The sequence below is a fragment of the Paenibacillus sp. FSL P2-0322 genome (genome assembly GCF_037975315.1).
Lineage (GTDB): Bacteria > Bacillota > Bacilli > Paenibacillales > Paenibacillaceae > Paenibacillus > Paenibacillus polymyxa_B.
Genome location: NZ_CP150243.1, coordinates 5,405,953 through 5,428,570 on the forward strand (window position 1 = coordinate 5,405,953; position 22,618 = coordinate 5,428,570).

Annotated in this window: 14 protein-coding genes; 4 read left to right on the plus strand and 10 right to left on the minus strand. The window is 44.0% G+C overall.

The window, feature by feature from the left end:
• Positions 1 to 37: 37 nt before the first annotated feature.
• Genes MKY24_RS24005 through MKY24_RS24020 form a run of 4 tightly spaced genes read right to left on the minus strand, consistent with a single transcriptional unit; the run spans position 38 to position 4,106 of the window.
• Positions 38 to 451 carry an adenylyltransferase/cytidyltransferase family protein gene (locus MKY24_RS24005; RefSeq protein ID WP_013312205.1) on the minus strand — a complete coding sequence of 138 codons (414 nt, stop codon included), beginning with the start codon at positions 449 to 451 and terminating at the stop codon, positions 38 to 40.
• Positions 448 to 1,974, minus strand: coding sequence for an asparagine synthase (glutamine-hydrolyzing) (gene asnB / locus MKY24_RS24010; RefSeq protein WP_279835335.1), 1,527 nt, complete (start codon positions 1,972 to 1,974; stop codon positions 448 to 450). The genes MKY24_RS24005 and asnB overlap by 4 nt, the downstream gene beginning before the upstream one ends.
• A 25-nt stretch (positions 1,975 to 1,999) precedes the next feature.
• Positions 2,000 to 3,307 carry an ABC transporter ATP-binding protein gene (locus MKY24_RS24015; protein WP_028542103.1) on the minus strand — a complete coding sequence of 436 codons (1,308 nt, stop codon included), beginning with the start codon at positions 3,305 to 3,307 and terminating at the stop codon, positions 2,000 to 2,002.
• Between the two features lie 10 nt (positions 3,308 to 3,317).
• Positions 3,318 to 4,106 (minus strand): ABC transporter permease, encoded by a 789-nt coding sequence (locus MKY24_RS24020; RefSeq protein ID WP_028542104.1) that lies wholly within the window; start codon positions 4,104 to 4,106, stop codon positions 3,318 to 3,320.
• Between the two features lie 150 nt (positions 4,107 to 4,256).
• On the opposite strand from MKY24_RS24020, the gene MKY24_RS24025 reads away from it, so the two are divergent.
• Positions 4,257 to 6,713 (plus strand): O-antigen ligase family protein, encoded by a 2,457-nt coding sequence (locus MKY24_RS24025; RefSeq protein ID WP_053326210.1) that lies wholly within the window; start codon positions 4,257 to 4,259, stop codon positions 6,711 to 6,713.
• A gap of 83 nt (positions 6,714 to 6,796) precedes the next feature.
• Here MKY24_RS24025 and galU read toward each other — a convergent pair whose 3' ends face one another.
• Positions 6,797 to 7,678, minus strand: a complete 882-nt coding sequence (gene galU / locus MKY24_RS24030) for a UTP--glucose-1-phosphate uridylyltransferase GalU (RefSeq protein WP_028542106.1) — start codon at positions 7,676 to 7,678, stop codon at positions 6,797 to 6,799.
• 187 nt (positions 7,679 to 7,865) lie between these two features.
• On the opposite strand from galU, the gene MKY24_RS24035 reads away from it, so the two are divergent.
• Positions 7,866 to 8,897 carry a glycosyltransferase family 2 protein gene (locus MKY24_RS24035; RefSeq protein WP_076294076.1) on the plus strand — a complete coding sequence of 344 codons (1,032 nt, stop codon included), beginning with the start codon at positions 7,866 to 7,868 and terminating at the stop codon, positions 8,895 to 8,897.
• 14 nt (positions 8,898 to 8,911) lie between these two features.
• A complete protein-coding gene (locus tag MKY24_RS24040; protein ID WP_256253398.1) occupies positions 8,912 to 9,349 on the plus strand; it encodes a GtrA family protein in 438 nt (145 codons plus the stop codon).
• A 136-nt stretch (positions 9,350 to 9,485) separates the two neighbouring features.
• On the opposite strand, the gene MKY24_RS24045 is transcribed toward MKY24_RS24040, so the two are convergent.
• The 3 genes from MKY24_RS24045 to MKY24_RS24055 form a co-directional block, all read right to left on the minus strand.
• Positions 9,486 to 11,996: a DUF3656 domain-containing protein gene (locus MKY24_RS24045; RefSeq protein ID WP_339201013.1), complete on the minus strand. Its 2,511-nt coding sequence runs from the start codon at positions 11,994 to 11,996 to the stop codon at positions 9,486 to 9,488.
• Between the two features lie 762 nt (positions 11,997 to 12,758).
• Positions 12,759 to 14,672 carry a stalk domain-containing protein gene (locus MKY24_RS24050; RefSeq protein ID WP_322155220.1) on the minus strand — a complete coding sequence of 638 codons (1,914 nt, stop codon included), beginning with the start codon at positions 14,670 to 14,672 and terminating at the stop codon, positions 12,759 to 12,761.
• A 48-nt stretch (positions 14,673 to 14,720) separates the two neighbouring features.
• Positions 14,721 to 15,965, minus strand: coding sequence for a trypsin-like peptidase domain-containing protein (locus tag MKY24_RS24055; RefSeq protein ID WP_023990600.1), 1,245 nt, complete (start codon positions 15,963 to 15,965; stop codon positions 14,721 to 14,723).
• Positions 15,966 to 16,324: 359 nt separating this feature from the next.
• On the opposite strand from MKY24_RS24055, the gene MKY24_RS24060 reads away from it, so the two are divergent.
• Positions 16,325 to 17,950, plus strand: coding sequence for a nitrite/sulfite reductase (locus tag MKY24_RS24060; protein WP_339201014.1), 1,626 nt, complete (start codon positions 16,325 to 16,327; stop codon positions 17,948 to 17,950).
• 111 nt (positions 17,951 to 18,061) lie between these two features.
• Here MKY24_RS24060 and MKY24_RS24065 read toward each other — a convergent pair whose 3' ends face one another.
• Both MKY24_RS24065 and uvrA read right to left on the minus strand, forming a co-directional pair.
• On the minus strand, positions 18,062 to 19,273 hold the full coding sequence (locus MKY24_RS24065) for a hypothetical protein (RefSeq protein ID WP_339201015.1): 1,212 nt from the start codon (positions 19,271 to 19,273) through the stop codon (positions 18,062 to 18,064).
• Positions 19,274 to 19,685: 412 nt separating this feature from the next.
• On the minus strand, positions 19,686 to 22,547 hold the full coding sequence (uvrA, locus tag MKY24_RS24070; protein WP_023990603.1) for an excinuclease ABC subunit UvrA: 2,862 nt from the start codon (positions 22,545 to 22,547) through the stop codon (positions 19,686 to 19,688).
• Positions 22,548 to 22,618 lie beyond the last annotated feature (71 nt).

The following is a 22,618-nucleotide window of genomic DNA, read 5'->3' on the forward strand; positions in this document are numbered from 1 at the left end:
CTGCAAAACCTCTTCCTTTCAGGCAAAAATCTTATACTTATTTTCTTAATTTCAGTAATGTCTCATTCAGTAAAGTCGATGATGTACTCTTCGTATAGGGAAAATATATAATTTTCACTCCAACTTCCTTAAACTGCAACTCATACTGGTCCCAACGTTCATTTTGAAACCAATCATCACCAACGAACATTACGTCATATTTTAATTTTTGCCAAACCTCAAATTTATCCATGGAGTCCTGAGGAATTACAGTATCAACAAAGCTGATGTTTCTGACAATCTCAATTCTTTCCTCAAAAGGAATTACTGCTTTTTTGTACTTATATGAAACTAACTCATCTGTTGTCACACCAACAATGAGTTTATCACAGAGTGATTTAGCATTTCTCAACAAATTCAAATGCCCAATATGAAATAAATCGAAGACTCCGGAAGTATAGCCGATAATCATAAGATTTCTCCTAACGTAGTTAAATTGAAGTTAAACCATTTGTCGAATGTCGTCTTCCCTTCAATTTTCTCAGAAGATAGGACTCTTTCAAGTTGAACAGGAAAACCCACCTTTTTTCTGTTTACAATCTCTGCAGGGACAATATCTTTAAAAATTCTCTTGAGAGGAGCCTTAACAACCCCATCCTTCATTTTGTACAGAGAGTCTACACCTGCAAGCCTTTCAATTAATCTATAGTCCAAGAAAGGAGATCTTGCTTCTACGGAATTTAACATTGAGGCACTATCCAGCCTTTTAAGTAACCCTCTCAAATGGGCTTGCTGGAAGAATGCAGCTACGATTTTTTGAGGTGACTTTAACTTCATGAAAGGTGTCAAAGCGTCTTCTACAATCTCTATATCATCTTCAGATCCGTAGGTGTAGAGTTCACTAAAGGCTCGGATATCAAAGTCTGTAGCGCTACTAGCCCATCTGAAAATACGGTCATACCCAAAAAAAAGCTCATCAGCGCCTTCTCCGCTTAATATGACTGTATTTTTAGCAGATGCTTGCTGAGTCATATGATACAGTAACACTTCGTTGGGCACAGACAGAGGCTCTTTTTTTACAGTTATAAGCTCTCGAGCTAATGATAAAAAGTGATCAGGTTCAAACAATATCGGATGATGAATGGTATTGTATCTTGTTGCTGCGATTTCAGACCACTGAAACTCATTATAATCTTCAAAACCAACAGTCCAAGTATGCTCTACTTTGGCAAGTGCAGTAATAATCGTGCTGTCCAATCCCCCGCTTAGGTAACTTCCAATTTCAACATCTGCGATCTTACGGTACTCTACTGCAGAGCGAATTAGAAACTCAAGTTCCTCATCGGAAGGAGGTTCTTTTTCAGAGTAATCAATTTCCCAATATTTAATAAATTCGCCATTCTCGTAATAATATCCTGGTGGAAACTCTTTTATTTCATTATAGATAGTACGATCATTAAAAAAGCATCTCATCTTTTTATATTGTCTTACGGCTTCTTGATCTATAGAAATGTTGTGGACTAATGGGAGCAATGGAGCAATTTCAGAACTGAAAATGAACTCTTCCCCATATCTGTTGTAATAAAGCGGTTTTACTCCCATACGATCTCGTGCTACAAAAAATGATTTCTGCTGGACGTCTAAAACAATAAAACTGAACATTCCATTAAGCCAATTCAACATTTGGGGACCATATTGAATATAAAGCTTCAATAAAAGTTCAGTATCTGAGTTTGTTCTCATTTGAATTGAATAATTGGAGGCTAATTCTTTATAATTATAAATCTCTCCGTTAAATATAATCACATATCTTCCGTCATCAGAGAAAAAAGGCTGATCACTTCTCCGATCCAAATCTAAGATACTTAATCTGTTATGCCCCAGCATAAAGTTTTCACTCTGATATACACAAAGTGGGGCCGTAGGCCCCCGGTGTTTCATTATATTTAATGAATTAAGAAATACTTCTTTATTTATGGCTACATTAGAAAACAAAATCCCACACATTTTATCACCAGCCTTAATTAATGACTTGCAAATCTATTGTGTTATCTACAAATATTAATCCTGGTACGTAATTATTCTCTGGCTTAGGAACCTCAAAAACAGCTGCTATACTTACGCTATCCAGATAAAGAGGCTCAAAAGGCTTAGGCTTCAAACCAATAGAAATGGTGTATTTACCACTTTCAGATAATAGATTACGGAAATTAAAGTTAACCTCCAGAATGCCCCCCGCTTGCATTTTCGGAACTAATTTTGCTTTATTATAGATATTCATGCCAAACACATCGACACCAGTATGGTTTCTAACCATGTAGCCAATGGTTCCCTCAGAATCTATATCTTTATAATATTGTGCCAATAAACGCAAAGTAACCATTTCTCCAAAAGGGACCTGGTTAACAACTTCTCCATTGACTAACAAGTCTGCTCTTATAAAGCGCGCATCTCCCGTTCCAGAACGAAACTCATTAGCACGTTTTGCAAAAGCAGGGTCCTCTTCTAATAGCAACAGCGAACTTTTCTTATCTGTTTCAGAATTAACAAATACATCCAAAGATTGAACACGTTTCATATCTGCAATTTCCTGGTTAACAATGTTTTCATAAATTTGTGCTACACGTTTCACTGGACCAATTTCGACCATGTGTCCTTTATCAATCAGCAGCGCTGTATCACAAAAACTTTTAATGGTATCCATGGAATGTGAGACAAATAAAACCGTACTTTTTTTGGAGAGCTCTTTCATTTTGGTAATACATTTTGCCTGAAAATAAATATCTCCAACAGACAAGGCCTCATCCACAATCAAAATATCTGGATCAACATTGATAGCTACTGCAAAGGCTAAACGGGCAAACATACCACTGGAGTACATTTTGACTGGTTGATTAATGAAGTCCCCGATATCCGCGAAGGATACAATAGATTCAAGTTTACCATCCATCTCTATTTTGCTATACCCCATAAGGGTTCCGTTCAAATATATGTTTTCCATTCCTGTTAAATCCGGATTAAAACCCGCGCCCAATTCCAAAAGAGCAGCAACTTTCCCATTCACTTTAATGCTTCCGTTGGTGGGAGTAATCACGCCTGTGATCATCTTTAAAAGAGTCGATTTTCCAGAACCATTTTTACCAATAATACCAATCGCTTGTCCTTTATTTATGGAAAAGGACAGGTCACTGATGGCCTTAAATTCAGAATGATACTTTTTTTTAAAGGGATGAACAGCCTCTTTTAATCGCTCATTGGGATTATCATATATTTTATATATTTTAGTGACGTTATTAACTTCCACAGCAACTGATTCTGTTTGATTCATCATTTTCTCCTCACAATACATCTGCAAAATGAGATTTCATTTTCTTGAAAATTTTGATTCCTATAGTACCTGCGATAATCACAATAGCCCAAAAGTAGATCGTCATTGATGGATGCTCCCAGAACCATTTGTGATCAATAAAAGTATCCCGATATCCCTCGACGATATAAAAAACAGGATTTAGTTTAAAGAAAAACTGATACTTATCTTCAACAATATTTAAATTCCAGAAGATCGGCGTAAGCCAAAAGAATAGCTGAATAAATACCGCAACAACTTGACCAACATCCTTTACAAAAACAACTAATGTCGCTGTTATGTAAGAAATGGACAAGGAAAGAAAGATCGTGGCTAATAAATAATAAAGGATTTGAATGTTATAAATCGTAAATTCTACATTGTATATTTTAAACATAATGAAAAGAACAATAATAAAAAATACATGTACAAAAAGAGCAGACAAAATTTTCACCATCGGCAGCAAACCAACTCGGAAAACAATCTTCTTTACCAAATAATTGTTTTCTATAATACTATTGGTTGCAGTTGCTAAGCTTTCAGAAAAGAATAACCAAGGCACCATTCCTGTTAATAACCAAAGTATAAAGGGAGTATCTCCAATAGGTACATTTTTAAAACCAACCTGAAATACGACCCAATAAACAAGTATAGATACCATAGGATGTATAAAAGCCCAGAGTACCCCCATGAATGAACCAAGGTATCTAGATTTAATATCTTTTTTAGACAATTCCCAGAGTAACTTTAAATTTTTCGAAAAGTTTTGAGTTAAATTCATACGAGTGTGTCACGACCTTAAACATGGTTTGGTAAGTCTCTTACAATACAATAATGTTAAAATTTGACAGGATTATTCTTGCGATATGGCTCTAACAGCTACGATATGCTAAAATGTTGACGTATCTACAAGAAAAGGAGATTGTAAACCTTGTCGAATCCAGTATACGGGAAACAGGCCAAAACGTCGACCCGTGACGATAAAAGGCCGGCTATGTTTTGGGTGTTAATTGTTGGCATGATTCTGTTTTTAGCTTGGGCTCCCTTCCAGGCTGCACTTTTTAATGGGCAAATGCTCGATTTTGAAAAGCCTCTCTATTGGGCTGTTATCATCGCCTCGATTCTGTTGATCCTGGCAATCGTATCTTATTATAAGAAATTCAAGCTGGAAGAGCAAAGGGATTGGCTGGCTGTATTAGTACTGCTGCTTCCCCTGTCTTATGTGCTTTCACTGACTTCAGCAGCTTCGCATTACCTGGCCATGAATATGGTGGTGGTACAGTGCATATATGCCGCTCTGTTTATCATCTCAATCTATCTACTACAAGATCGCTTAGGCAATAAGATTATTCACAACCTGATTATGACTGTTGCTTATGTCATTGTAGGCTTTGGCTTTATTAACTGGTTTGGACAGTGGGTACTTGCCGGCAAGATGGTAGGCTGGTTTACCCAATATGTGTATCAATATCGTTATACCAATGCAGTTATGACAGATACAAATGGTCTCCGGCTGACATCAGTGTTTCAATATGCGAATACATATGCCGCCTTTCTAATGGCTTTCCTATTCGCTGCCGTTTTTTGTTTAATGAAATCAAAATCATGGTATGGCAAGGCTACTCATGGTTTCATGTTGGTGCCCATCCTGGTCTCGCTGTTCCTGACCTTGTCACGGGGCGGTCTGGTTATGTTGCCAGTCGTTTTCGTGCTGCTTTTGCTTTTCTTTAAACCAGCACGCCAAATTATATGGATTTTACATTGCGCCATTGCTGGTGTAGCGTCAATATCTATCTTGGCGCCAATTACAAATATGGGTTTACAACTCAACAAGACCTACAACGGCGGAGAGGCTGCGAAGGCTTGGGGGTTACTTATTGGTGTCTCCCTGGCTGTAGCTGTCGTACTGTGGCTTGTTGAACGTTATCTGGCACCGAAGTTGGAAAATGCCCTCAAAGGATGGGCCTCCCGCAAGTTATCCAACCTGTGGCTACCTGTTGGATCAGTTGTGGTGATTGGCTTGCTGGCTTTTCTGTTTATTGGAACTGGCCTGCGCAGCGTACTACCAGAAAACGTCCAGGTCCGGTTTGAAAATATCAATTTCCGGCAGCATAGTGTACTGGAACGTCTTGTATTCTATCAGGATGCTGCCAAATTGATTAAAGATCATCCTGTTATTGGCACCGGCGGCGGCGGTTGGGCTACTTTATACGAGAAATACCAAGATTATCCTTACACAAGCCGTCAGGCCCATAACTTCTTCATGCAGTATCTGGTTGAAGTTGGTATTCTCGGTTTTGTAATTTTCATGTCATTTATCTTATATATTTTCTATAAATATATCCGTAGCTATATGAGACAAGATGATGAAGAACGGGATTCTCACTTCCTGTATCTCATTTTGGCACTCTCAATCTTACTTCATAGCTTGCTAGACTTTAATCTGAGTTACGTGTTCATGGGCATACTGGTATTTGTGAGTCTCGGTGGTATGGCCGCTGCTATGGACAGCAAGCCGCTTAAACGCCTGTCCATGAGTGCTTCCGGATTCCGAATCATGTATAGTGCAGTCATCGGCATTCTAAGCATTGTGGTGCTTTTTGCAGGTCTCCGCTTTGTGCAATCGGCCAATGCTGCCACATCTGCCAAACAGATCATGGCGGTCAGCACATCTTTTGAGGAAATCCAAAGTGCCATTAATAAGGATCTTGAACTTCGTCCTACGCACCCAGATTCGGTTATAAGATTGGCTGCACTCTACAAGAATGTGTATGATCAAACGAAAAAAGAGGAATTTTATAACGCTGCAATAGAGGTACTTAATACGGGCCTGAAGGCAGAACCGTATAATAAAATCATGTATAACTCCAAAGTTAACCTTTTAAAAGCAAAAGGTGAGCATGAGCAAGCCTTCAGTATTTTGGAAAATAACATTTCCAACTTTGTCTGGGACAATGACTGGTACAATATGTTGATTACCCAAGCTTACACTATTGGTAATAAGGCACATGAGCAGAAAGACACAGCCAAGGAACAGAAATATTTCCAAGCAGGTCTCGCTGCTTATCAGAAGGTTCTGGATGGGGTAGCTCATATTAAGACGGTTCCACCTGAAATTGAGTTGACACGTACTTTTGAAGTAACTCCGGGTATTGCGCTCAGTACTGGAAAAATTGAGTTCATGTCAGGTAAGCCTGCTGAGGCTGCAAGCATCCTCAAAAACGGCTTGAAAGACGACCTGAGCGACGCTACAAATCGTGAGATTGCTCGATATTATATCGTCGCTCTGCAAAAGCAAGGGCAGGATGACAAAGCATTGTACGATAAACTAATAAAAGCTGATCCGAAGGAAAAAGAGCAAATTGCTCAGTTAAAATCGGAGAAATAGCAGAAAAAAAGAGACTATCAGATGATGTTATATCATCCGGTAGTCTCTTTTTTATTTTGATAAGGTGAGGTTAGGTGAGCTGTCTATTTTTGTTGGTCAATCTTTTCAATAACCTGTCTCATATAAGCCAGTACTTCATCCTTGATTTCGTTATGCTGCAGAGCATAATGAATAGTAGTTTCAATGAATCCCAATTTCTCGCCAACATCATGGCGATTCCCGTCAAACTCGTAGGCCAGGATCGGATTCTTTTCTCCCAGCTTGGACAATGCGTCCGTCAATTGAATCTCCCCGCCTACTCCCGCAGATTGCTGGCCCAGGATATCAAAAATATCAGGCGTCAAGATATAACGTCCCATAATCGCCAAGTTGGAGGTTGCTTCTTCCTTCTTTGGCTTTTCTACCAATCGTTCCGCCTCAGAGATTTTGGAAGTAAGTGCATGACCTTCAACTATGCCGTAACGATGTACCTCGTTCCAATCCACTTGTTTTACACCTACAACAGAACGCTGATACTCATCGAACACGTCTATCATCTGTTTGAGGCACGGATTCTCAGACTCAACGATGTCATCCCCTAAAAGGACGGCAAAAGGTTCGTCACCGATAAACTTACGTGCACACCAGATAGCGTGCCCCAACCCTTTGGGTTCCTTTTGACGAATATAGTGGATATCTGCCATCTCCGATGGTTTACGCACTTCATTGAGCAGATCCCATTTTTCCTTCGCAGTCAAATTATGCTCCAGCTCAAAGGAGTAGTCAAAATGATCCTCAATCGCCCTTTTGCCTTTACCAGTAACGATAATGATATCCTCTATACCAGATGCAACAGCCTCTTCAATAATATATTGAATTGTTGGTTTGTCTACAATGGGAAGCATCTCTTTAGGCATCGCTTTCGTAGCAGGAAGGAACCGGGTCCCTAATCCCGCAGCAGGAATAATCGCTTTACGGATTTTCATAGGTTAAAACTCCTTTTCAACAAAACTTACTAAATTATCAATAATTCGAGTAACGTTTGTAAATTGCTAATAGTTTATTATAGCACTTAGTCATTGCAATGTTATATACTTTAAGTAAACCATATTATAAACTAAAAAAGATAGAAAATTGAGTACCAGATATGCCAAAATTTGAGGAGAGAGTTCTTTGGATTCAATAATCAGTAACCCTGTTTTAACGTTAGTTATTCCCTGTTATAACGAAGAAGAGGTACTGCCTGAAACTATAAGCAGACTTACGGTCATTCTTGAGGAGTTGGCAGAGAGTCAGCTCATTTCTAAACATAGTAAAATGTTGTTTGTTGATGATGGTAGCCGTGATAAAACATGGGACATCATAGCATCATATAATCTAAAAAATCCTTTTGTCAGTGGTCTCAAATTGGCGAAAAATGCTGGCCATCAAAACGCTCTATTATCTGGGTTAATGGAAGCTAAAGAGACATCTGATTGTGTAATATCCGTTGACGCCGACCTGCAGGATGATCTCAATGCCATCCGAGAATTTATAATAAAATTCAAAGAAGGTTATGACATCGTATATGGGGTTCGAAAAAGTAGAACCACCGACACATTCTTCAAGCGTTCAACAGCCCAAGGCTTTTATCGTGTTATGAGTAAAATGGGAGTCAATATTGTATACAATCATGCGGATTACCGTTTAATGAGCAAAAGAGTTCTCCAGGAATTAAGCAACTTTAAAGAGGTCAATCTTTTTTTACGTGGTCTAGTTCCGTTAATAGGTTATAAGTCTACTGAAGTTTATTACGATCGACATGAACGCTTTGCAGGAGAATCCAAATATCCTTTAAAGAAAATGCTCGCTTTTGCTTTCGATGGAATCACTTCATTTAGTATAACCCCAATCCGGCTTATCTCAGCTGTAGGTTTTGCAATGTTTGGCATAAGCTTATTAATAGCTGTGTATACCATTATTAGTAAGCTCCTTGGAACCACTGTCTGGGGCTGGTCTTCTTTAATGTTGTCCATCTGGTTTATAGGTGGTCTGCAACTTGTAGCACTGGGGCTCATTGGCGAATATATCGGTAAAATATATAAAGAGGTAAAACAAAGACCCAAATATATTATTGAGACCCTATTAGATTCCCAAAGTACCCTAGATACTGAAAACACAAAAAAAGTGAAAAATAGTGAAAGGGAAGCTGTGGCTGTCCAATAAACAGATGCGAACAGGTGACTAATTTGACTTTATTTCAGAATAGCTTTTTCCGTTTTCTTGTCGTAGGTGTCCTAAATACAATATGCGGCATGTCCGTCATGTTCTTGCTCTTTAATACTTTAGGGACTAACTACTGGTTATCGACCTTTATTGGTAATTCTGTAGGTGCTACTGTAAGCTATTTCTTAAACAAAAGATTTACTTTCAAAAACAATGCAAGCCATGGACAAACCATTTGGAAGTTTATCTTTATCATATTGATATGCTATTTGCTATCGTATTGTCTCAGCTATCTAATCAGCCACTTCCTGATCTCAAGTCTGAGTATTAAAAACAATGCAATTTTAGGCAATCTGTCCATCCTAATCGGGAATATTTTTTATACTTTAATTAATTATGTCGGGCAAAAGTTCATTGTTTTTTCCAAAAAAACAAAAGCCCAAAAAGTATAACGATACGAGATTCATGGTAGTTCAGATGAACTTATTGATAAAAATAGGGTATGTGCTCTCAACGCACATACCCTATTTTTTCTTTTTCTACGTTCAAATATCAAAATAAATAACTGTGATAACCTATAGCATCCTTTTACTTCACCAGCTGCCCACGTGTAACACCCAACTGATTCGTTGCTTTAAGCGTCTTCCATACTTGTGTTCCGCTGATTTCTCCGCGCAGGGCACGGTTATAGAGATCAATAACCTCATGCACTTGCTCCGGTGTCTCCTCCAAAAATTCCACGCGGTAACGGGACACGCCCAGCTCCAGGAAGTTGGACAGGTATTCTGCGCCGGATTGCTCAATCGCGTTGTATACCGTGTTGCGGCAGCCTTCGTCCACACGGACCGGATGAGACATACCAATTCGATCACGCAGGGATGCGCGATGGTCCTCACACGGACGTCCACAGTTAGTGTAGTCGGTGCCTTCACTCATAAAGGTACAGTATACGCAATGTTCAGTATGGAACATTGGCATATGCTGCTGGATCACGATCTCCAGCTTATCGGTACGCGTACGTCTGAGCATATCAACCATTTGCTGAATGTTCAGATCGTACGAAGGCGTAACCAAGTCGCAACCGGAATCCAGGAACAGATCAGCCGCTTTATGATTGGCTACATTCAGCGAGAAGTCACCAATCAATTGCGGGTGATGTGCGTCCGGGTTCTCCAACCGGTGTCGCAAGTAGAAATACAGTGCCCCTGGATTGCGTACCAACACAGCATCCGGCTTCAGGCGTAGGATGTTGTTGTGGTAGCCATTTTCACCCGGCATGTGAATACGCGGGGTCGCCAGCGCAATTCGGCGGCCTGCAGCATGCACAGCCTCTACGGCTGCCGGGAATTGCTTGATGAATTCGAAATCGGCGTAAATGAATTCCACGCCGGCCTCAAGCGCAGCCTCCACCTGAGGGAGGCTACGGCACAGCGCGGTCAGCTCTGCCTGACCGCGTGCCACAGACGATGCCGGAGTCGATGCATCGTCATACACCTCGACCGTCCGCTTCGTGTACACGGGCGGTTTGGGGCGCTCGCCCGCGAGCAGTTCCACCGCCTGACGGCGGATACCGTTCAGCTCGCGCATCGGCACGATGACGTCCCCATGCAGATGGACGTCCAGCTCTTCCAGCTGGAACACCGTTCCGCCCAGTCGGCCGAACTGCTCTTCGAGCAGTTCGTGCGTCATCGGACGCTTCTGGGCAATCTCCAGTTCCAGCTCAGAGTCCACGCGGACCGTTGTGCCCTTCTGCACGTCGGTCCACCACGTCGACAGCGGTTGCCCCGGGGAGCCGCTGACCCGCACATGTACCGGGAAGACACGGTACGGCTTGTCCGTGTCATACGACTGGCGCAATCGCTTGTCCAGCGCCGGGTCGTTGGTCTTCCAAATGCGGTCGCCCACGTGTACACGGCGCAGATCCACATCATTGCGTCCCGCTACGATGTCAATGATCCAGCCTTCTCCGGCTTCGCCTTCAATCTTCACGCCCTTGCGACGGATATCGTATACGCGTCCGCCTTCTTCTTTTTGCGTGGGATCTCCCGCATCGAATACAATACCATCGCCACGCTTGAGCGGTGCATCAATACGGCAAACTACGCCATCACGAAGGATTTGTTCCACTCGCCCAAGATACACACCCCGGCTTTTCGGGAACGTACCGTCAACCAGCTTCTTGTTATTGGTTCCTTCGAGAAAACCGTGCGTAAAGCCGCGTGAAAAGCTCTGCTGCAGCTCGCGAATATCTTCTTTGCTGGTCTTGGACGTATCGCCATCAAAATACTTATCAATGGCCTTGCGGTACTTGCTGACCACATTCGCCACATATTCAGGTGTTTTCAGTCGCCCTTCAATTTTAAAAGAAACAACACCCGCGTCGATCAGTTCAGGCATCAAATCGATCGCTGCTAGATCCTTAGGTGAAAGCAGATACGTCACATCTGCCATTGGTTTCTGCTCTCCATCCACCATCAGATCGTAAGGCAAACGACATGCCTGTGCACATTCACCGCGGTTAGCAGAGCGGCCGCCCCACATTTCTGAAGTCAGGCATTGGCCAGAATAAGATACGCATAACGCTCCATGTACGAATACCTCCATTGGAAGTCTCGCCTGATCGCCTATTTTTTGGATCTGTTTCAGGTTGTTTTCGCGTCCAAGCACGACCCGTTCCATATTGTACGGCTTTGTAAACTCTACCGCTTCCGGCGAGGTAATCGTCATTTGGGTAGAACCATGGATCGGAAAATCCGGTGAAATGTCGCGGATCATTTTCACCAAGCCCATATCCTGGACAATTAAGGCATCGACTCCAGCATCAATACAGGCATCGACCAGCTCCTTAGCGTCCTCCAACTCGTTTTCAAATACCAATATATTGAATGTTAAAAAACCTTTAACCCCATAGCTATGCAAAAACGCCATAATTTCAGGCAGTTCCTCCATGCGGAAATTATTCGCCCGTGCCCGTGCGTTGAACTTTTCCACCCCGAAAAAGATCGCATCAGCCCCGTTTGCCACCGCCGCACGCATACAATCCCAGTCACCGGCTGGTGCCAGAAGCTCAACATCTTCTCTTCGTACTACTGATTTCATCTTTGTCCTCCCTATATGGAGAAATAACTGATTAACCTTGAGCTAAACGTTATTTTCCAGAGCAGCGATGCTGCTTATTTTATAGCCCTATGAATTATCATCCTATCCGATCATCCCCACTCTGAACCACTGGCTCGAGGGATAAATGGCATCCAACTCAAAAAATCCGCATCACGAACATTTGCGGCATAATCATTCTTATCTTGTAACTAATCTAGTGTACCAGACTGCGCCCCAAGCTTCTACACTTTCCAAGCGATTCCTCGTAAAAATCTCTTACTAAAACATAAAAAACACCCCCATTCCCGTCAAACGGTACTTTGGAGGTGAGGAATCATATAAAACAAGAGGAACAACGAAGTAAACAGTGCTATCCAGCAAGAAGCCAAATGGAGATGGAGACTAGGCAACTTAGACGCGCTAGTAGGCCTAAGCCTTTTAGAAAAAGGCATCCTTGTGGTGATACCAGCGTACTAGCCATGAATCCGAGAAAAGGCGTTCGCAGGTCTAAGTACCGTAAATAGCTGCCTTCGCTCTTCCCTGCTTACCTCACTCTTTAAAAGAATTGGAAATCTTATGGCGGGCGCCAGCGAAGCGGGCCATTTGAATCCGAAGAAGCGTCAGCGTTCGCCTTTGACCTGGGATTCTTACATATTAAATCACTTATACAATCCAAGAATCCCGGGTCAACAGCGATCGTAGGATCAAATGGCACGCGTAGCCTCTTCCCACCATACCTCGCCAATCTTTTACTTACACCTTCTACTTCACAAAATTAAACGAATTTAACGTCGAATCCAGTGCGTTAGACTGTACAGCCGTGTTGTTCGCATCATTCAATGTCGTTGTCACAGTATACGTTTTTCCATCACGTTCCAAAACCAATTGGTGGCCTGTGTAGCCAATGCCTTCCTCTGTACGATGGAATGTAAAGGACACTGCCGGAACACCAGCAAACGTTACGTCCTTAACTTCCTCAACTTTGAGGTTTTTATAGTTCTTTGCTTGCTTATCGTAGAAGTCCTTGAGCTGGGATACCGTTAGTTCAAATGATTGGTCGTTGTCGATTTTGACGGAAAAACGTCCTCCAGTAAACTGGTACTCTACATCGCCCAATTCAAATTGATCGCTAATCGCGGTCCAATATCGTGGGATATTCACCGTATATTCATAGGCTTTTGAAGTCTTTTTGACCGTTTTCGTTTTATCCGTCAAATAGTCGTCTTCTTCCAACTGTCCAAAGTTACTCGCTACGGTTTGAAAATCGATTTGAAGCGAGGAAATGAGCGCGTTGAACTGATCATTTCCTTTGCTTACTTTTTCAGGAACTGCGTATTCAGCCAAATAGCGGTATCCATTTTGCTGAATCAGCACGTTGTACTCCTTGACCCATCCATCGCCAAAATTATAACGGTACTCCTGTACTAACCCTTGAACGCCTGCAACCTCCAGCGGATACGTCTTCTGTGCCTCATAAGCCGTGGACACAAAGGAATCGCTCAGCCATTTTTGCAGCTGTTGGCCCCAGTTCTCCAACTTTCCATCCGCTGGAGCTGAGGTTATTTTCACGCGGAAGCTCGATCCATCATTACTTTCATATTGCATCCGTTGATCGTCCATTTTCCAGCCTGCGGGTATGCTGAGTGACACACCGTAGTCTGGATTCCCGGCCTCGCGTGTGCCTCCTACAACAGTAGACAAGTCTTTAATACTTTTATCCTGCGCATTAAAGGAGGTCTTGAAGGAATTTAAAAGTCCTGCATACTGGGCCAGATCTTTATAATTCGTTGCTTTAGCATCGGAAAAATAAACTACATACAATCGTCCGTTGTCATAGTACTGACGATTTTCCCACAATACGCCGTCCCCATCCTTCGTAATGACACGAGCATAAGGTACCTTCGCTTTCGGGAAGGATTTTCGATCGATCACAGTTTCTCCCGTTTCCTTGGCTGCCTGCACTAATTGTTGCAACAGATCGTCCGCATTCAGTGGAACCGGCTGTGACGCTGTGTGCACCTCCATATAGTACGCACTGTTCTCATCCATAAAAGTGGAGATACTCTCATCTCCACCTCCCTGACCGATGACGAGCCCTGTTGGATAGTTCATAGACCAGTCATAGTAACTGTTCCCGATCTGCGTCTTGCCCTCATCATTATCAATGTTCGGTGTCTCTTCAGCTACCGTGCCCGCCTCTTCTTGTGCTTCCATCCGAATAATGATTCCGGCACCATTCTTCTCCAACTTACCGCCAAGCCCTTCTGCTACTTGACGCAGAGGCACCATGAGGATACCTGATGACATTTCCGGTGGAGCTGGAAGTGTTACCTTGTGACCTCTCACCCATGCTGTACGGCTACCAATGGTCAGCGATACAACATGAGTTCCGCTGGTGATTTTAACCACATTATCTTCAGCCAATCGGATTTTGCTGTTAAATGCCTTTTTAAACACACCAGCCGGAACCATCAGTGCACCACTTTTGGAATAGGGCTTCGTGATATTTGCATTTTGGCCGTTTACGACGGCTGTATTGCTGCCGCTTTGCAGACGCAATTCCAGCATGTTTTTATCTTGATCTGCTGCAACTGCTGGCAAAGCAGAAAGCAGAAGGGACAATGCGACAGCGCCGACCCCCAGCTTACGCATCATTTTTCTTTGAATATGCTTCACAGTAAATCTCCCTTTAGCTTTATTTTATAGATTCAAGAGCCGTTATTGTCACTTTCCAGTAGTTGCCCCTTGAGCTGGCTCCGATGTTTCCTTAGAAAGCGCTATGCCACCATCTTCAGCGGCTTCCGAACCGTTCGAATCTTCACCATCTTCTCCAGACTGAATGGACTCATAGATTTCACCATTATCCTGTGTCAGTACCAGCTTGCGCTTCACAATATCACCGTCCGACTGCATAAGCACATTCACCGTTTGACCCGGTTGATAGTTTTTAAGTAGCTCATTGACGTCAATGGCCGAAGCTACACGCTTACCGTTAATACTATACAGCTCATCGCCTTCCTTGATTTTGGCCTGAACGGCATTGGCTGAAGTAATTTTCGTAACTTTCAAAGGATCCTCGGTAGGTAATCCGACGATAGCTGACCAGCTCTCTTCCAGCCCTAGACCAAGACTGGCGCGCCGAACCTCTCCGTATTTGAAAAATTGGCCGATGACATATTTCACTGTATCCGACGGAATCGAAAAGCCCATATTTTCAATACCGACCGCCGAGAATTTCATCGTATTGATCCCGATAACCTCACCCTTGAGATTGACCAGTGGACCGCCGCTGTTACCAGGATTGATCGCGGTATCGCTTTGGATCAAACGATAAGCAGCGTTGACACCACGATTCAGCCCGCTAACGACACCCGAGGTTGCCGAATTGCGAAGTGAAAAGGATATAGGCGTACCAATAGCCACTACCTGCTCACCTACCTGTAGACTGTTCGTTGAAGCTGCCAAGGTAGCGGGTTTGAGGCCGCTTGCCTTGATTTTGACTAATGCCAAATCACTGATCGGATCGCTGTAGCTGTCGGTGATTCCGTAAGATTTTCCGTCCGAGGTTACAACCACGGCATCACCTAATCCTTCGATAACATGCGCATTCGTCACAATCCATCCATCTGTACGAATGATGACACCCGTGCCATGAGCCAGATTGTAGCGATCTCCTCCCGCTACGGTCTCTCCCGTGGCTGAACGGCCAATGATACCGACCACAGAAGGAGATACATTTTTAACAACCTGCGGCACACGATCGGCCGATAACGTATATGTACCATTTGCGCTGTTATATGCGCCGCTGGTTCCTAATGCTTTATTCATATCGCTTACGTTAACATAGACCCCACCATTAATGACTTTGGCCTTTAACGCAGTTCCACTGCTAGCTGCACCTGCCGTTCCAGAAACACATAGAGCGCTGCCCAAAGCCAGAACAACTGCCCTTTTCCCCATCTTACGCATATACTCACCATTTCCTCTCTTACATGACCCTGTTCTATCAGTTAGTCCAAATCTACCATAGAGGGGACACGTATACAATCGCTTTAAGCCCTATCTTTTTCTAAAAGGCTCCGTTTGCTACATCCCTGTCCTCTCATGCTATTTATATTATAAATTTTCCAAATCCTTATATCAAAAAAATAAGCAAAAACGATAAATAATCGTTATACCAATTAGGTCATTCCTTCGTTTACGGGCATAACCAACTATGATACCATCACATTATATCTTAGTTTTATTGTCGGAAATAAAGAATAAAATCATGAGTCCTCTATCCAAAACACTAAAGTATAAATAAACACTTGAAGGAGGTTAAAAGAATGGCCTACGAACCAATCTGGAACGCTCATCCCGATAAGCTTAACAAATTCGAGTTGGTCAAACTGGAAAAGGACGGTCTCGACGTTATCCGTACCATTATCGAAAACTATGCCAACGATGGCTATGACTCGATCTCTGCGGACGATATGGACCGTTTCAAATGGGCTGGGGTATATCAGCAAAAGCCCAAGGATGGTCATTTCATGATGCGGGTCCGCATCAACACAGGGATCATGACTTCAGCACAGGCACATGCATTGGCGGACATATCCGCGCTATACGGACGCGGTCTTGTGGATGTCACCACTCGCCAGGCGATTCAATTTCACTGGCTGACGGTCGAAAGCTTGCCCGATATTTTCGAAAGACTGGAAAAAGTCAATTTGTATTCCTTTGAAGCCTGTGGAGACTGCCCGCGTACCATTGTCGGTAATCCGCTGGCTGGCATCGATCCCAATGAATTGGTGGATACCCAGGAGATTGTAGATGAAGTAAATCGTTTTTTCTTATTAAATCGAGACTTCTCCAATCTGCCTCGTAAGTACAAAATGTCTATCTCCGGTAATACGTACAACAATGCACAGGCTGAAATTAACGACCTGTCCTTCACTCCGGCCATCAAGATCCTCGACGGAAAAGAAGTGATCGGCTTCCATGTGATGGTTGGTGGAGGTTTGTCCGCCAAGCCGCATATGGCACAGTCTCTGGATTTGTTTGTTCGTCCTGAGGAAGTACTGAAGGTTGCTATTGCTGTCACCACCATTTTCCGTGATTACGGCTATCGGGAAAAGCGGCACCATGCCCGCTTGAAATTCCTCGTTGCCGATTGGGGCCCGGACAAATTTCTGGCTAAGCTCACCGAGTACATCGGTGAAATGCCCGGACGAGGCGAGGACAAAACAATTGGCTGGCAAGCCGCCTATTTTGACGGTGTGCATCCTCAAGCCCAAAAAGGCCTGAACTATGTCGGTCTGAACGTGCCTGTCGGTCGCCTTAGTGCTGACGAGTTGCATGAACTGGCCGAACTGGCTGACCGCTATGGCGATGGGCAGATTCGTACCACGATGTCGCAAAATATTTTGCTGAGCGGCGTGCCGAATGAGCAAGTGGATGAACTACTGGAAGCCCCCGTGCTGCAACGCCTGACACCACAGCCCAAGCATTTTATGAGCCGTACGGTATCGTGCACAGGAAATGAGTTTTGCAATCTGGCGATTGTGGAAACCAAAAAACGGGCGGTTGACGTCGCCGAGTATTTGGATCAGCACGTGCAATTGGATGAAAAGGTGCGCATTCATTTTATCGGTTGCCCGAATTCCTGCGGTCAAAAGCATATTGCGGACATTGGTCTGCAAGGCTCGCTCATAAAGACACCGGAAGGCTTGGTCGACGCGTTCGACATCGCTGTCGGCGGAGCGCTTGGAGCAGGCGCCCAGTTTAACAAAGCGCTCAAAGGTCGCGTACGCGGGGATCAGGTTGGACCTGTACTGGCAGAGCTCATTCTGTTCTACAAAGAAAACAGGAGCGCTGGCGAAAGCTTTTACGCATATGTACAGCGTGTAGGGATTCCGACTTTTCAGGAAAAGCTGTCTGCTATTTTACAGTCCAGCCACGTTGCATCCTAAATATAGAGTCTATTAACAGCCTGCTTGTATGACATTACAAGCAGGCTGTTTCTTATCCTCATGGAGCCCCGCAATATTGTTTCCCTCACTTTCATAAAAAAAGACACCGGATTACTCCGGTATCAATATTTTCGCAAAATCGAGTACTGTTGGCTTATGAGCGCCTGTTGTAGATGTCACCACCGCGTAGCCTGAAGGTATCTTATATATCAATCCCGTATCATACCGGATGCCGAAGGAATTATCCTCCTTATAATGAGTCCTCGTTTCCCACACCTTCGTACCGTTTCCTTTCAAGCCTGTAATGGTGATGCCATGCATCTTCGTGGTTTTACCCAGTGGATCATATTGATCACTGAACTGGACATACAACTGCTCCTCAGGCAGATACACCCGATCAGCCGCATAGTCCTCTGTATTACTAAATAATTGCAGACCATTACTTAGCACCTGTGTACGCTTGCTGTTTCCTTTAAGCCCTGTTACAGCAATATGACCGCTCGGCAACTCACGTACTGCGGCAATTTCTTTACCTGATCCTAAGTCCAGATGGATGTCACGAATATCGCGACCATATACATCTGCATGTACCCCAACGGGACCATCTGAACTGTTCAAAAGCGCATAATATCCATTGTGACTGCCAACCAGCCAACCCGAGGTCACTCCGGCCGTCGTTCGATTCCATTGTATATCGCCAGCTTCAGTGTATTTGAGTACAGTGAAGGACTGCTCCGCAAGGTTTAGATAGGAGACCAGGAAACTGCCATCCTCCAGTGGCTCCAAACCAACCTGCGAATCCTGCCCATGAGATATCAAGCCATCTGTGGGTAATGTTTTGGACCACAAGGTGTTTCCATCCTCGTCCAATCGTGAAGCCTGCACATCTCGTATTCCGTTCGGTTTTGTATAATCAATCAGAAACAGCAAGCCCCCATCCGACGTCTCCCGCTGGACTCCACTGCTGCTTGTTCCGGGTTGTACGTTCAGATCCTGTTGATGTTTCCATACAGCCTCCACAGAACTGTCCAGCTTGCCATATGTGACGTGTACTACACTTGCTTCTGTATCGTCCTCGACGTTCAGCATAAAGAACCCACCATTCGCTGCGGGTTGAATGTAATTGTGAGCGTTTCCTAAATCCTTAATACTACCAATTGCCGCACTTGTTTCGATTTCGGCTTGTTTGGGCGCAAACGCCTCGGACACCTCGGAGGCATAGGACGGTGCAGCACTATATCCCATCAAACATGCCGCCAAAGCAGCTCCTGCTGCCCATGTATACACACGTGTACGTAAAACTCTACTTTGCTTAACCTTCAAGCGTTCCAGCTCCCTTCATGACTTCCTCAGAGATGTTGTATGAACCTCTTAGATGTGATAAAACTACAGACGGTTTCGCTTCAACTTGTAATGGTTGTCACGCGGGCACGGAACTTCGTATGATGCTATATAATCATGAGTTATATATTTACCTCTTCAAGCCCGAGCCTAAACATCCAAAACTCCAAAATTTAGAGACCACTCAGAGACTTTCTGTCGATGAATATACGTATATACTTATTATTCCAGCGCTTGGTAAACTATGTGTCACATGCTTTAACGCAGGAATTTGATAAAAGTTTTCTTTTTTTACAAAAAAAATAAAACCCTGCCAAGACGAAGGCATCAATACACTAGTTCGTATTCTGCCTTCCTGCCTGTGCAGGGCTTTTAAAACTATGCTAAACGGTATCTATAGATCGACTGTCTGAAGCGCTTGACTACGCTCTGTATCCCGTTCAAGGATCGGCTTTAAGTATCGACCCGTATAGGATTCTTCGACTTTCACGAGCTGCTCCGGTGTCCCGGTAGCCAAGATCGTTCCACCGCCACTTCCGCCTTCCGGTCCCAAATCAATCAGATAATCGGCTGTTTTAATCACATCCAGATTATGCTCAATGACCAGCACCGTCTCTCCTGAATCAACCAAACGATGCAGCACCGTCAATAATCGGTCAATATCGTGAACATGCAGGCCGGTTGTCGGCTCGTCTAAAATATAAATGGTTTTGCCCGTACTGCGACGATACAATTCGGAGGCTAGCTTCACACGCTGTGCTTCACCGCCAGACAAGGTAGTCGCAGGCTGACCCAGCTTGATATACCCCAAACCTACATCCATCAGTGTCTGGATCTTGCGATGAATCTTCGGAATATTTACAAAAAACTCCGTTGCATCCTCTACCGTCATCTCCAGCACATCGGCAATACTTTTCCCTTTGTATTTAACCTCTAGGGTCTCCCGGTTATAACGCTTGCCTTTACACACTTCGCATGGAACATACACATCCGGCAGAAAATGCATCTCAATCTTGATGATGCCATCGCCTCTACAAGCTTCACAACGACCTCCCTTAACGTTAAAGCTAAAGCGGCCTTTCTTGTAGCCTCGTACTTTGGCCTCGTTCGTCTGCGAGAATAAGTCACGGATATCATCAAATACACCAGTATACGTTGCAGGATTGGAACGCGGTGTACGACCAATTGGCGATTGATCGATCTCAACAACCTTTTCGATATGTTCTAGTCCGCGAATTTCTTTATGCTGCCCTGGACGTACTCTCGCACGGTTCAGATCACGCGCCAACGTTTTGTACAAAATTTCATTGACCAGCGTCGATTTTCCAGAACCAGATACACCAGTAACAGCTGAGAAAACACCCAATGGAATTTTGACATTCACATTTTTGAGATTGTTCTCCTTGGCTCCGCGAATCTCCAACCATTTATCAGCAGGCTTGCGCCGCTCGGTATTGACCGGAATGAACTTGCGTCCACTCAAATACTGCCCGGTTAAGGAATTCGGGTCTTCCATGACTTCCTGCGGAGTCCCCTGCGACATGATCATCCCACCATGGATTCCAGCTCCTGGCCCGATATCAATGATATAGTCCGCCGCCATCATCGTATCTTCGTCATGTTCCACCACAATCAACGTATTACCGAGATTCCGCATATGCTCCAAAGCACTAATCAGACGGTCATTATCTCGCTGATGCAGTCCGATACTAGGCTCGTCCAAAATATAAAGCACACCCATCAGACTGGACCCGATCTGTGTCGCCAGTCGGATACGCTGTGCCTCACCGCCTGACAACGTGCCTGCCGCACGGCTTAAAGTCAGGTATTCCAGACCAACGTTAACGAGGAATCCCAGGCGGCTGTTAATTTCTTTTAAAATGAGATTGGCAATCGACTTCTCCTTCTCACTCAGCTCCAGTGTATGGAAAAAGTTTGAGGCTTCACCGATAGACAAAGCTGTCACAAAAGCTATATTACGCTCTTGAATGGTTACCGACAGGCTTTCTTTTTTCAGTCGGTGTCCCTTACAAGTGTTACATGGCTTTGCACTCATAAAGCCTTCAATAAATTCACGTATACCCTCAGAAGCCGTATCACGATAACGACGCTCCAGATTGGGGATAATCCCCTCAAAGGTCACATAGGCTTCCTTACGTTGACCAAAATCATTCTCATAGCGGAAACGGATCTTCTGCTCACCCGTTCCATGTAAAATGAGGTTCATTTGTTCTGTCGTCAATTGACTAACAGGAATGTCCTGTGGAATACCGTAGTGCTCGCATACTGACTGTAAAAATTGAGGATAATAAGTGGAAGTTCCACCACTCCAAGCCTGAAAAGCCCCATCCTCGACACTTTTTTCAGGATCGGGAATGAGCAAATCAGGGTCAACCACCATTTTAACTCCTAACCCATCACAATCCGGACAAGCGCCGAACGGACTATTAAAGGAAAACATTCTTGGAGACAGTTCATCTATGCTGAATCCACAAATAGGGCATGCAAAGTTGGAGCTGAACCGCAACTCCTCTTGCCCCATAATGTCTACAAGCAACTGCCCACCTGAAAGATTTAGTGCCGTCTCAATAGAGTCGGATAGACGCGCACGCACATCTTCCTTGACTACGATGCGGTCTACGACCACTTCAATCGAGTGCTTCTTATTCTTTTCCAGCTCAATCTTCTCAGACAATTCACGTAGTTCTCCATTCACACGTACCCGTACAAAGCCCTGCTTGGCTATATCAGTGAACAGTGTTTTATGCTCACCTTTGCGGCCGGATACCAATGGAGCCAGAATCTGCAGTCTTGTCTTTTCAGGATACTGCAAAATGCGGTCCACCATCTGTTCAACGGTCTGTGAAGTGATTTCAATGCCATGTTCAGGACAATGAGGATGACCCACCCGGGCAAACAACAACCGCAGGTAGTCATAGATTTCGGTAACCGTTCCGACGGTAGAACGCGGATTCCGACTTGTCGTTTTTTGGTCAATGGAAATGGCAGGAGACAGACCGTCAATCGAATCAACGTCTGGTTTCTCCATTTGCCCGAGGAATTGACGGGCATACGCAGATAAAGATTCCACATACCGCCGTTGCCCTTCCGCATATATCGTATCGAAAGCCAGTGACGATTTACCTGAGCCGCTAAGCCCTGTCAGGACGACGAACTTGTCCCGTGGAATCGTCACGTCAATATTTTTGAGATTATGCGCGCGTGCGCCTTTGATGATGATGCTTTCATTCGCCAAATGTTTCATCTCCTTAGCCGTAGTTCACGTCATGCTATATCGCATTGGATTATCCCATGGAAGTGATATAT